Origin of the sequence: Streptomyces brevispora (assembly GCF_007829885.1) — a bacterium.
Lineage (GTDB): Bacteria > Actinomycetota > Actinomycetes > Streptomycetales > Streptomycetaceae > Streptomyces > Streptomyces brevispora.
In genome coordinates this window covers 763,388-775,593 of sequence record NZ_VIWW01000002.1, presented here as the reverse complement: position 1 = coordinate 775,593, position 12,206 = coordinate 763,388, and the positions used below count along the sequence as shown (strand labels likewise).

General features: G+C 68.2%; 11 protein-coding genes and 1 pseudogene. 7 read left to right on the top strand and 5 right to left on the bottom strand.

All coding sequences use genetic code 11. The features are described from left to right. From FHX80_RS33005 to FHX80_RS32990, 3 genes are all read left to right on the top strand, one after another. On the top strand, window positions 1-1,030 hold a 1,030-nt coding region (locus FHX80_RS33005), incomplete at its 5' end, for a helicase associated domain-containing protein (protein ID WP_208764852.1). 757 nt (window positions 1,031-1,787) lie between these two features. Further along, window positions 1,788-2,039 (top strand): hypothetical protein, encoded by a 252-nt coding sequence (locus FHX80_RS32995; RefSeq protein WP_145768109.1) that lies wholly within the window; start codon window positions 1,788-1,790, stop codon window positions 2,037-2,039. A 232-nt stretch (window positions 2,040-2,271) separates the two neighbouring features. Then, window positions 2,272-3,378 carry a DUF3800 domain-containing protein gene (locus FHX80_RS32990; protein WP_145768108.1) on the top strand — a complete coding sequence of 369 codons (1,107 nt, stop codon included), beginning with the start codon at window positions 2,272-2,274 and terminating at the stop codon, window positions 3,376-3,378. Between the two features lie 303 nt (window positions 3,379-3,681). Here the strand turns inward: FHX80_RS32990 and FHX80_RS35010 are convergent, their stop codons facing one another. After that, the gene (locus tag FHX80_RS35010; RefSeq protein WP_167523808.1) at window positions 3,682-4,359 is read right to left on the bottom strand and encodes a DnaB-like helicase C-terminal domain-containing protein; all 678 of its coding nucleotides are present in this window, start codon (window positions 4,357-4,359) and stop codon (window positions 3,682-3,684) included. Between the two features lie 1,079 nt (window positions 4,360-5,438). Between FHX80_RS35010 and FHX80_RS35005 the strand changes: the two genes are divergently transcribed. Then, window positions 5,439-6,923 (top strand): hypothetical protein, encoded by a 1,485-nt coding sequence (locus FHX80_RS35005; RefSeq protein ID WP_167523807.1) that lies wholly within the window; start codon window positions 5,439-5,441, stop codon window positions 6,921-6,923. Between the two features lie 41 nt (window positions 6,924-6,964). Beyond that, the gene (locus tag FHX80_RS32975) at window positions 6,965-7,984 is read left to right on the top strand and encodes a DUF4238 domain-containing protein (protein ID WP_244318755.1); all 1,020 of its coding nucleotides are present in this window, start codon (window positions 6,965-6,967) and stop codon (window positions 7,982-7,984) included. A 229-nt stretch (window positions 7,985-8,213) separates the two neighbouring features. On the opposite strand, the gene FHX80_RS32970 is transcribed toward FHX80_RS32975, so the two are convergent. Next, entirely contained in the window at window positions 8,214-8,471 is a 258-nt protein-coding gene (locus tag FHX80_RS32970) for a hypothetical protein (RefSeq protein WP_145768105.1), read from the bottom strand. Between the two features lie 207 nt (window positions 8,472-8,678). Between FHX80_RS32970 and FHX80_RS32965 the strand changes: the two genes are divergently transcribed. Continuing rightward, window positions 8,679-9,644: a PIN domain-containing protein gene (locus tag FHX80_RS32965; RefSeq protein ID WP_145768104.1), complete on the top strand. Its 966-nt coding sequence runs from the start codon at window positions 8,679-8,681 to the stop codon at window positions 9,642-9,644. A gap of 266 nt (window positions 9,645-9,910) precedes the next feature. Further along, window positions 9,911-10,051, top strand: a complete 141-nt coding sequence (locus FHX80_RS35000) for a hypothetical protein (protein ID WP_167523805.1) — start codon at window positions 9,911-9,913, stop codon at window positions 10,049-10,051. A 322-nt stretch (window positions 10,052-10,373) separates the two neighbouring features. Here FHX80_RS35000 and FHX80_RS36225 read toward each other — a convergent pair. From FHX80_RS36225 to FHX80_RS32950, 3 genes and pseudogenes are all read right to left on the bottom strand, one after another. Next, window positions 10,374-10,490 (bottom strand): annotated as a pseudogene (locus FHX80_RS36225) (restriction endonuclease); the annotation flags it as partial. A 140-nt stretch (window positions 10,491-10,630) separates the two neighbouring features. Beyond that, window positions 10,631-11,671, bottom strand: coding sequence for a hypothetical protein (locus FHX80_RS32955; RefSeq protein ID WP_145768103.1), 1,041 nt, complete (start codon window positions 11,669-11,671; stop codon window positions 10,631-10,633). A 166-nt stretch (window positions 11,672-11,837) separates the two neighbouring features. Next, window positions 11,838-12,200 carry a restriction endonuclease gene (locus tag FHX80_RS32950; protein ID WP_244318739.1) on the bottom strand — a complete coding sequence of 121 codons (363 nt, stop codon included), beginning with the start codon at window positions 12,198-12,200 and terminating at the stop codon, window positions 11,838-11,840. Between the last annotated feature and the right edge of the window lie 6 nt (window positions 12,201-12,206).

Sequence of the window (12,206 nt, the reverse complement as noted above, 5' to 3'; positions counted from 1 at the left end):
CGTTGATCCGTCGCAGTACATCGGTCCGGAGCCGGAAGACGGCCAGGAGGAGACACGGCTGCTGCTCCGGTTCGCGGCCCCCAGGGATCCGGTGATGGTCGCGAAGTGGGTCAAGTTCCAGGTCCTCGACACCGAGCGTCAGGACTGGGCCCGCGGCTACGACGCCGCCCGGCGGTATATCGAGCGGGAGGGCTCGCTGGACGTGCCCTACGAACACGCCGAGGGCACCTATCCGTTGGGCAGGTGGCTGTCCGACCAGAGAAGGGCCTACCGGGCCGGGACCATGTCCAGCACCCGGGCGGATGAGCTGGAAGAGCTCGGCATGGTGTGGGACACCGCCGACGCACAGTTCGCCGAGAACCTCGCCGCCGCCCGCGCGTACTACACGGAAGCAGGCACGCTGGCCGCGCCCCGCCACACGACCGCCCTGGACAAACCCGTCGGGCAATGGCTCACCAACCTCCGACGGCCCGGCGGACTGGGGAAGGACCCCGAGCGTGCCGCGCGGCGTGCCGAGCAACTCGCCGCGATCGACCCGGACTGGAACCCCGGACAGTTGGGGTGGACCGTCGACTGGCAACGCCACTGGGCCGGGCTCACCACCCTCCTCACGGCCGGCGGAAAGCTGGAAGAGATCACGCCCGGCGTCACCTACCGGGGCGACGACATCGGACGCTGGACCGCCCGGCAAGCCCGCGACTGGGCACGCCTGAACCCCGAACAGCAACGACGCCTGGACGAGCTGGGTGTACGAGCCGCTGAACGGCCCTCTCGCAGCCGTACACCGCGCCCGGCGGGAACAGGCGCAGCACGCGGCAGCGAAGCGTTCCAGCGGGGCGTAGCAGCCCTCGCTCAGTACATCGCACGGGAAGGGAAGAGCGTGGTCGGAAGAAGCCACATCGAAGAGCTCCCCGACGGCACATCGGTACGGCTAGGCGTATTTCTGAGCAACCAGAAGACCCGCCGAGACCGGCTCACCGAGGACCAGCTCAGCACGCTCGCCAACCTCGGGCTGGAGTGGGCTGCCTGACGGAACAATGGCGATGCCCGCACGGAACATGTCCGGCGCGGGCATCGCCATACCCGTCTCGGGCCATCCGGCGCTGCCCGGCCGGGCGCCCACCGGCCAACGACGCGGTCGAGGAGCCAGGCGAGGACGCCGTTGTCACGGACGGCCTCCCCGACGGCCTGACCCTCACATTCGGCTTCGAAAGACCCTGCTCTCTTGGAGCCCTCACCCCCTGACCAGGTGATCCTCACCCAGTGACCAACCAATCCTCACTACTTGTCCAACACCAGCGCCCGGCCATGGCCGCTCAACACCCCACAGAAAAAACCGAATCGGTCCGGCCCACAACACCCAACGCCGGACACCCAACCGAGAACCACCCCGGACACGGAAGCGAAGACCACCAGGTCCGGTACGTCTGGCTTCTTGGCGCTACTCTGGCTATCCGGGCGTGACCGCAGGAGGGGCACATGGCGCACGAGGACTGGACAGTGGACCGGCTGCACGTCGCATTGCCGCACTCGGCATCCCGGCAGCAGCTGCTCCAGGACGTCAACCTCACCCCGATCGAGGACCTGCCCGCCGTACTCGACGGGTGGGCTTCGGCTGCCGAGCAGCTCGAGTCGGCGCGGCCGCTCATCGAGACCGCCCGCATGCACATGAAGATGCGCGGTGTTCTCCCCGACGGCCTGGAAACCAGGGACGTCACCGCCGACGTGCTGAGGGACGCCGAGCCGCGCCAGGGCAACAACCGTAGCGACCGCGGCCAGGGAGCGGCGTGGCCTACCGGCTCCACTTCCCGGCCGACGTCTTCGACGCGTACAAGCAGCTGCCCGAGCTCGCCCGGCGGGACCTCGCGCTCGCTCTGGTCGACGCCCAGCAGGATCCGATCGCGTACTCGGAGCCGTACGGGCAGGACGACGGCATCATCCGCACCGTCGCCCAGGGCCACGTCACCGCGGTGGTCCTCCTCGGTCATGACTCGTTGATGATGACCGTCCTCACCATCGCGTACGCCGGCACGACCTGAGCGCTCGCCTGGCGGGGGCGGCCTGGACGCCCGTTGTACAGCCTTCGGGGCCGTCTCCGGGGCCAGCCTCACAGGCGACGCTGAAGACGTCACGCAGCGGCTGTTCGATGAGCCGCTTGGGTCCGGGCCCTCGACGGCGTCGAGCAGGAGCTGCCAGGCGTGCTGGCGCGGTGACCGTATACCTGCGGCCTCGCGGGCGCACGCCCCGCCGCCGAGCGTGGACAATGTCGCTGTGCCACTGACCGGAGAGAAGTACACCCAGCTCACGCAGCAGAAGCCCACCGCCAACGACGAGAGTCACGGCTGGTGGGTCGCCTGCGACGAGTCGGGGTGGGACGGCGAACAACTCGTCGGGCGGCAGCGCCGGTTCCTGGTCTTCGCTTCGGTCGCCGTCGACGACGCGGAGGCTGCGGTGTTGGTGCAGGAGCTGCGGGAGCGGGGCGGCATCCGCCAGGCGGGGGAGCTCAAGTTCCGCCTTTTCAAGGACCATGCGCAGCGGCTGGCCTTGTTGAAGGAGCTGTGGGAGCCCGGTGGTGCGCTCCACGACAGGTGCTCGGTGTACGTCGTTGAGAAGGAGTTCGCGGCCTCGGCGAAGGTGATCGACCTGCTGCTGGAGGAGAAGGAGTACGCCGAGGGCGGCAACCTGTATGCCGATGGTCAGGCCCGCGCTCTGGCACGCACGTTGGCCCTTGAGGGGCCGCGGGCCCTGGGGGGCGCCTTGTTCGGGGAGCTGATGTCCGCGTTCGTGGCACTAGCCTCGCAGCGGGGCGCAGCACGCTACGAGGAGGCGTCGGAGGCGTTCTTCGCGGTGATCGAACGGGCCTGGGCGGCCTCGACGCGCAAGCCCGTCACCGAGTTGCTGGCACGGGTGCGTTCCACTCGGGCCTACGCTGCAGCCCTGCACGACGAGAACGCGGATTTCCCTCTGCTGGAGATGCTCATACCCGCAGCAACCCAGATGGCTCGTCGCTGGGGTCACCGCCTCGGCCGTGTCAGCCTGCTCACCGACGAGCAGCGCATGCTCACCGACAACGCCCTGAGCACGGTGAAGCTCTACGCCCGCAGCCCGGTCGGCATGACCCTGTTCACGCGGGAGCGCGGCGCCGACGTCGCGGCCGTCGTCCGCGGCTCCAGCTCCGACCACCCCTCTGTCCAGCTCGCCGACCTCCTGGCCGGGGCGGCCGCGGCCGTCACCGAACGCCACGCAGGCAACAACTCCCCCGCCGCGTCGACCCTATGGCCCGCCGTCGTCCCCTTCGTCGACACATCCTCCCTGTTGCCCTACGACGCCCCGGCTGCCCGGTTGCGCACGGTGGACGAGCGGCTCACACGCCGCTGACCTTCTCCCGGGCTGCGGGCAAGTACAGGGCGCAGCAGGCTGCTGCTCCGGTTCCGGTCAGGACGATGGCCAGCACCTGTCGACGTCCCCGGGCGGGTCAGGACCTGGACCGGGCTGGCAAAAGCCCTCAACCGCTGCCTATAGGCGGACTAACCGTCGGGGCCGGCCACGACCCGAGGGGGCCGGGTCTCCAGCCAGGCCCGGCACTACGGGCCGTCCCAGAGGGTGGCTCAGCATCGGGTCCGCGTCCACCCCGGCAAGCCCGCCTGGCGGGCTTGCCGGGGTGGGCGGGAAGAGGAAGTGTCATGCCAGGACGAACCGGCAGTGCTCCGGCTCGAGTTCGAGTTCGACTTCGAAGCCTGGCCTGGACAGGCTGCGCAGGGTGGCGGCGGTCGGATAGGTGTCGCCACGCCGCAGCCGCTCGGTGCCGGGCCGGTCCAGGACGAGAACTCTGTCACTGTGCGAGGCCATGCCGTCCGGCAGGTGGGCTGCAGTGACCGGCTCGTCCGGGTCTTGCGGGTCGGTGGTGAGGACCTGTGAGGTGACAAGGACGGCCAGGTCGTGTTCGCGGGCGAGGGTCCTCAGTTCGGCCATGGTTGAGGCGGTGTCGCGTCCCTCGTCCGTGAAGTCGCTGAAGTGCCATACCGAGTCGACGATCCACAGCCGCAGTGTCCGGTTCTTCCGCGCTGCAGCCACAAGGCCGGCGCGGAGGCTGTCGGGTGCGCTGGTGCCGACTCGCGCGCCGTGTCTGAGCAGGGGGGCGGCGTTCAGTTCGGGCAGGGCGGTGGCCTTGAACGCCTCCCTGCCGCCGGGAGGCTCTTGGGAACGGGCGTCGAAGCCGTACCGGGCGGCGAGGATCTTCTGCCCGAGGGATCTACTGGTGATCTCCCCCGAGGTGAACAGTGCGCAGATGCCCTCCATGGCGTTGTGTAGAGCAACGTTCAGCGCCAGTGTGGAGCGGCCGGCCGTCGGCAGCGACACCAGGCTCGTCACCGTCCCTGGGGCCAGGGGCGCCAGGCCGGATGCGCCGCTCCACGGCCATACACACCGCGCCGGTGTACGGGGCTCCGGTAGCGGGGATGTGGTGGTTGTCCGGTTCTCTGTCGCCATCGTCGCTTCACGGGCCAGGAGTCCGACGGCCGCTGCCCGTCCCTGGGCGTTGAGAGGGCTGGGCAGTCGGTCTGCGGCCGCGGCTTCCCTCACGCGGCGCAGGGCTTCTTGATGGCCACAGCCCAGGATGGCACTCAGGCTTTTGGCGATGCGTTGTTGATGGGTGGTGTTCCGGCTCGTCATGACAGCTCCTGCGCGCTGGCGGTGCCGTCCCACCCCGGCGGTGCCAGGTGCGCGGGACGTCATGGACACGTCTGCGAACACACCAAGATCCTTTACGCCTTCCGAGCGGCCGCTCAGGTTCGCTATCGACCAGGAGGTGGGCCCCGGCCGCAGCACGTGCAGGCGATGCACGTAGAGCAGAGAATACCTACCGGTACGCCAGAGCCGGAAGGGCTGGACTCCGCCGACGCGGGTGCTATCACAAGCTGACCGGCTCCGAGGGCTTGATGGACGGTGATGTCCGTTTCGCGGTATCCGGCGGCCGTCAGGCAGCGCGGCGTAGGCGGTGTCACTTTTCTGTCCACGCCCCTCTTGCCGTCGCCTGGCGGTCAAGGAGTCGAGCGGCCTCGAGCTCTCCGACGGCTCCACGGTCTGCGGCGCCCGCGAAGCTCGGAGCGTCGGTCTGAAGACCGCCCACCCATAACAGCTCGCCGACGGCATCCTGCGGCCCATCGCGAACGATCAGCAGGACCCGCAGGACTTCGCCAGTGGGCTGCACAACCGGCACGGCCTGACCCACCCGGGGCTGCGACTCCCCACCGCGGCGCGGATCTCGGAGTACAGGCGGGTGGCGGGAGCCATCCTCCGCTGTGCAGGGCCTCGGCGCCGCGTCGGCCCGCACGTCTGGACCCCACAACTGGGATCTTCCGCGGCGCCGACGCCGCTGTTCCAGGATCGGGCCGTAATGAGCAGGACAGCGCGGAGCCCAACAGGAGATGCTTGAGGGCATGACGCAGGCACCGGAGGGTCAGGTGGTACGGGATGCGGACTACGTGGCGCGGGTTCGAAGGCACCGGCCCAGTGCACTGCTGCCGCTGATCGCGCAAGCGTCGGCTGCCTACTCGTTGGAATCGTCGTGGCTGCAGAGCCCGTACGGGAAGTACACGCCGTGGGCGCTGGCTGATGCCGCCAGAGTGTCGCTGGCGTACGGAAACGAGTACCGCAAGGACGCGGACGACACGGACCTTCTGCGGATCTTGGACATGTACTCACATCTGGAGGACCACCTCTTCCGCAGCGAGGACGAGGATGCTCTGGGCCGGTGGATGCTGCGGGCCTCCGGGGAGCAGATGATCTACCAGGAGCCGGTGTTCCAGGAGTTGGCGCGTACCGCGGCCATGCTCACGCAGACGGCGGGGAGCCGTGAGGCGCGGTGCCTGCGTCCGGGCTGGGGGGAAGAGCTGCTGGGCGCGAGTCTGTCGCACTACGTCGGCATCGCCCAGTTGCTGTGGGGATCGGCGATCAGCTGCGCCGGCCGGTTCGACCCGGACTCGCTGAAGACGCCGGGCGCGGAGCGGATCTGTACGGAGGTTCCCGCCAAGACCATAATGTCGGTGACCGAGAAGCACTTCGCGACCGATACGGCCGCTTTCCGGCAGACCAACGAGCAGGCCCGGATGACCCGCGATCCGCTCCTGCGCCGCTACGAGTACAACCCGCTGCGCGGCACACCTCTTTTGAAGGGCTACGGGCCGGGTTTCCTCGCACCGGTCAGCGATTTGATCCCCGCCAAGGCGAGCCCGCTGGGCATCTACTACACCGGCGTCACCCGGTTCGGCAACGCCTTCGCCCAGGACTTGGGTGACCTGTTCGAGGCCTACGTCGGCCGTCAGCTGGCTCTGCTGCCCGAGACGACGGTCGAGCCGGAAATCATCTACGGCCAAAACCAGGCACGCAGCGTCGACTGGATCGTCGTCCTCGAGGAGCTGGTGCTGCTGGTGGAGGTGAAGTCCGTGCGGCCCACCGCGCATCTGCGCCTGGCCACGGAACAGCGCGTCAGCGAGGTGCAGCGTATGCTCGGCCGCGCTTTCGAGCAGATCGATAACACTGCCGCCCTGATCAGCAGCGGCCGCAGGGAGTTCGCCGGGGTGCCTGCTGGCAGGCCGGTGCACGGTCTGGTCGTAACGATGGAGCCGTTCCACATCGTCAATGCCCCCGGGCAGCGGCCGCACCTGCCGGACACCACGGTGCCGGTCACGGTGTGCAGCATCAGCGAGCTGGAGAATCTGGTCACCATCACCGACGCTCCCCTCGGCCAGCTCCTGCTGGAGCGTGCGGGCGACGCCCAGCGCTCCACCTATGCCCTGCGCGAGGCGCTGAGCGGTCATACCCACGCCCGCAACGCCGTCCTGGACGCCGGCTGGGACAGCTATCCCTGGCGCCAAGCCGAGGCCGCACAGACACCCACCGAGCCCGCCGGTGCGGGGCGGTAGGGGGCACGGTGGGAGCGAACACGGCCAAGGAACACCACTTGGTGCCGAAGTACTGGCTGCGGGCCTTCGCCGAGGACGGGCACGTGCTCGGACGATGGCGCAGTGGTGCGGAGCATCGCACCCCGGTGCGGCGTGCGGCTGTGGCCCGGCACTTCAACACCGATCCCCTCTCCGAGGGTGAGCGGCGCGTGGCGCTGGAGACCTATCTGGACCGCCATGTCGACGGCCGGTGTGCGCCGGTTCTACGTGCTGTGCGGGAGGGGCAGTGGCCATTAGTGGAAGGGCGGCGGGCGGTGGCGCTGGACGCGTTGGCGTGGCAGGTGGTGCGCACCCAGGCGTTCAGGTCCTTTGATTCACAGGTCAGCCGTCATCTGTTCCCGGCTCTGTGGGCGCTGGAGGCGGTGGGGGTCTGCGAGGGGCGGCTGGGTCGGCCGTTGTCGGAGGTGGAGCGGCTAGGAGTGTTCTGGGCGGCCGTGCGGGCGGCGCCCGATCCGTCTGTGATCGTTGACCCGCGTTCGGCGTTGCGCGCTTCGATCCGGGCCTTCGAGCGCACCCGCGGCCTTCTCGCCGCCCCGGGCCGTCGCCTGGTGCTGCTGCGCTCGGCGGATCCGCTGCTGGTCCTGGCCGATAGTGGGGTGTCCTTGCGGCGCAAGGACGGCACATTCAGCTTCACTCCCCCGCTGCTGCCTGAGACGATCGAGGTTTTCGCTCCGCTGTCGCCGACGTGTCTGCTGCTCTCCACCACCCGCGCGCACTACCGCCCGCAGCAGGGCTGCCTCACCCGCAGGCTCGCCGCCAAGGCTAACGCCGGGGCTGCGGCTTGGTGCCAGGATGCCGTCTACCGGCTCCCTTCCATGGCCTGGCCTACCCGCCTGGGGCTCGCCAGGACGCCGCTGGAGGTCCGGGTGCCGCAGCTGACCGCAGTGCCCGCGCAGCAGCGGCCCGGCCCGGCACCAGCCCATCCCGAAATCCGGAGCAACGAACTGCGCGCCATCTTGGAACAGCTCAGCCGCGAACCTGCAGATCAGCCTCCGGGATCGGAGCCAGTCCGGGAGAGGTGATCTGGCCATTTCGCCCGGGTCATGGCGGCCTATGCGGAAGAGGCTGTCTGTTTCGCGGGTTACGAGGCGCAGGAGGCAAGGTTGGGGCCAGGGGTTCGGGGGCTGGTGGTGAGCAGACAAGACCGGGCGGATGCGGTGGACCGGGAGATGGCCGCGAGGCTGCTGCCTGCGGCGACTCTGGAGGTGTTGGGCCGCGGGCACCGACAGGCCGGTGTAGAACGGCAGCAGATCAGGCGTGCCCGGTCGCCTCGGCTGGGTTGAAGAAGTCCCTCCACAGGCCGCTGACCGCCGTGACGATGTCGCGCGCACACCGGTAGGCGGACTCGGCATCCTGGCAAGTCCTGAGCACTCCTCGAACCGTCTTCGTCGCCTTGTCGCCGAACTGGGCAACGCTCTCGAGGAGACCACGCAGGACGGTCCATCTCGAGGCGCGGGGCTTGGCGGGCCTCGACCGGTCGGTGGTGCGGCGGGCATGGTTCTGGGCCATGATCGGCTCCTTGCTGCGGGGTGGAGTGGTCGGCGGCCAGTCTTACTCCGGGCGCTGGCGATCGGCCGGGAAACGGCGGAAGGCCACCCCCACCAGTGACGGGGGCGGTCTTTCGGGCACCGGGCGAGCGAACAGAATACTGATCATCAGCGTTGGCCTTGGGAAACCTGGTGAACACCAACCGGGCCTGCTGACAGGATCGTGAGCATGCTCATCACCGCGAGGCCCGGCGCCCACTCCCAGAACATCCGCGACGCGCTCAGCAGCGCTCACCTCGCAGCCGACAGCCTCCGCAGTGCGCACAACACCAGTACCTACCGCTGGCTCCTGCAGTACCTGGAGTGGGCCACGGACACGTCGGGCACCCTGCGGCACCAGATAAGCGACGGGGACATCAACCGTTTGGTCCTGACCCGGCGGTACGAAGTGCTCCTCGGTAACTGCGGCACCCTCACTGGGAGCGACCAAGAGCACCTCGTGAACGGCCTGGTGAACCTCGAGCTCGCTGAGCGCGTCGCGGACCTCAGCGCCGCCGTAGAAGCCCTGGACGACCGGTTGCACCGCTGGTTCGGCCAAGAGGTCTTCGTGGTCGCCGACTCCAGCTTCTACTGCCATAACCCAGAAAAGCTCGAGGACATCGACCTCCACACCATCCTCGACCTGCGTCCCGACACCAACGTTCGGCTGCTGTTCCCCATCACAGTCGTGGACGAACTCGATGGGCTCAAGGAGACGAGCAAGCAACATGGCCGGTGGCGGGCCACTCACACGCTCGGTCTTCTGGACAGGCTACTGAACGGTTCAACGTCTGGAGTCTGGCGCAGAGCAATGACGTTCCAGGATGGGAGCGGGCTTCCGAACATCCGAGGTGACGTGCACGTCGAGATCGTCCTGGACCAGCCCGGGCACGTGCGGCTCCCGATCGCGGATGACGAAATCATCGACCGGGCTGTGCACATTCAGGCGTTGGCCAACCGGGAGGTACGCCTGCTGACCTGTGACACCGGTCAGCACACCCGCGGCCGGGCCGTCGGCTTGAAGGTCACCAAGATCCCGACGAAGGACCCGGGACCAGAGCCGGACTGGGAGAGCGTGGGAAGGCCCGCAAACGGTACGCGCGCGAAGCGCCGCGAACGCCAGACCACCGCAGGCACAGGCGACAGCAAGAACTGAACGACCCGGCCCCTCAGAATCGTCGTCTTCCCGGAAGTAGCGGGGCGAGCTGCCGGAGCCGGTCGTCCTCCGCGGTGACCCGATCGACGAATCCGCGCTGATGGCAGCCCGAGACCCTGGTCATCGCGGAGCGGATGGAGACCAACCCGTCCAGTCTGTGCGGCCAGTGGGAGAAGGAACTTGAGACCGCCCTTGCTGGACGACCTCGAGTTCGTGTGGGGCCGCGTATCCGCCTCAGCCGGCAACGAGCAGCGGGGCAAGGCAAGATGATCCCTTTCGGTCCCGCCCAAGGCGCTGCCCAGGGCGCGGCGCGGACGTTCATGTCCCGCCTGACGGAGAAGTACATGACCGACCCGCCCGACTGGGTCGAAACCCTGTGGGACATCGCCAAGGGGCTGTGGGAGTAGATAATGAGGCCGGGCAGGGTGATCCTGTCCGGCCTCATTGTCGTCGGGTCAGCCGAAGTCGAGTTTCTCTTGCGCGAAGTCGGCCGAAGCCGGGGTTGGACGGGGAGGCGCCACGCCGGGCCCAGACGCCGTGGCATCGCACTGGAGTGCGTGTAGGTCCTGGGATCCCGAGCTGCCCCCGCAGGCCACGGAGCAACAGCAGCCGCCGGTCGTGCTCGAGTGTCGGAATGCTGTCGATCCAGGCCAGTGGCGGCACTGCGACGAGCAGACCGATCGCGGTGCCTTGTTCCACAACGACCCAGGTCCGCCGGTCGCATAGTGGTCAGCTCAGGGCGGCGACAAGGCGGTCCAAGCGCTCGTACAAGGCGCGGACGAGGCGGGCGCGGCCTTGGACGCGGCGCACGGTGCCTTCCGTGCCGACCGGCAGTCGGCGGTCGGCGGTCGGCCTCCTCAAGGACGACTTCGACGCGGGCACTGCGGCCGTTGCCAGCCTCGGGCTGGAGTGGACAGGGTAGGCAACGGGTGGCTGCCATTGTGGCGGACAACCACGCCACCCGGCCGGGGGTGCTGGAGCGGAAGCTAGCCGCCGAAGACAGTACTGAATGCCTGCTGGCCTTGCTGGATCGTGGTGGTCAGGCCAGCGGAGGCTGCACCGATCTGAGTGAGGCCACCCATGACCGTGTCGAAGGCGGCGCGGATACGGCCAGGCTGCGCGTTGTTGCTGCTGGCCTCCTCGGCGAGGACTTCTGCGTCGTGGATAAGTGCGTCCTGCTGTTCGGGCTCAATGCCGTAGGTCGGGGCGAGCTGCTGAACCAGTGCCGCGAACTCCCGCAGGGCGCTGGGGTCGAAGGCGTTGTTGTGATTGTGCTGCTCGACCTTTCCCTGGGATCCGGCGACGACGTTCGTGCCGGTGATGCTGTAGTAGTCGCCGGGGCGGGTTCGGTTGAGGTAGTCGCTCACGCTTACTCCAGAAAGTACGCAGTCGATGCCGTCGATGGTGATGGCGACGGTCTTGGGCTCTGTATCGGCATCGTCGACGAGGCCAGAGCTCGTCAGGCGGGCCAGGGCGTAGTCGAGTTCGGTTTCTGACAGTTCGCCCCCGGCGAAGTGTGACTCGGTGGTGGCCAGGAAGCCGGCTGGGTGGGTGGGGCGCCGGTCGTGAGCGGTGTCATACAGCCAGCGCAGAAAGGCATCGGTCGCGTAGCGGTGCCGGGCGGCGGGTGCGCTGCGCAGTTGGGCGAGCCGTCGTAGCTCGACTCGCCCGTCATCAGTCACCCGGTAGGGGTTGTCTGAGCCGAAGGTCTTCATAGAGTCGGCCAAGCCGTCTCGCTCCAGCTCAAGGGCCAAGATTTTGACGTCATCCAAAGGGACACCTGAGTGTTCGGCATAGGCATTCAGTGCTGCGAGCTGACTTTGAGGCTGTTCGCCCAGCCAGGTCAGCAACCGGACCAGCTGCGGGTCCTGCTCGATCCCAGCCCCGGTGCCGGCGGAAGAGAGGGTGAAGCCCCTGCCCGTAACCGGCACGGTGATCGGGTACTTCTTGGCGGCCCGCTCATACGCCTTGTTGAGCGCCTTCACGTGCTTCTCGATCGCTCGCTGATCGATTCCGTTGCTGGCCACTTTGTCCCCTTCAGGTCTTCCTGATTGAAGGGTAGTGCGGGGAACTGACACACCGGCCAGAACTGGTACGCGGTCGACCGTCGGCGCATCGGTACCGCTGCTCAGCACCCGAGGCATCGCACTGGAGTGTGTGTAGGTCCTGAGGTCTTGGGATGCTCCCCTGCGGCTACGTGGCGGCCCGAGCGGGTTCGGTGAGGTGGTCCATCCAGCGGTAGAGGGCCCATACGAGGCGGGCGAGGTTCTGGGCGCAGCGGGCGGTGCCTTCCAGCGGTGCGGACAGGTGGCCGTCGGCTTCGCGGAGGACAACTTCGGCGAGGGCGCCACGGCCGTCGCTCTTGGGCCGAATGGCGGCGTGACGGCGGACTTCGGTGACGACGGCGCAGGCATGCCCGGTGACCTGGAGGGCGATCTGCTCGTAGTCGCGGGTCTGGAGGTCCGAGTTCTTTTGATCACGCAGAGTGCTTGTGTCGGGAGTCGTAGAGTCGCGGGGTGGAATCCTGCCCCGACCATTACAGTGTCGTTCCGACATGCTCCA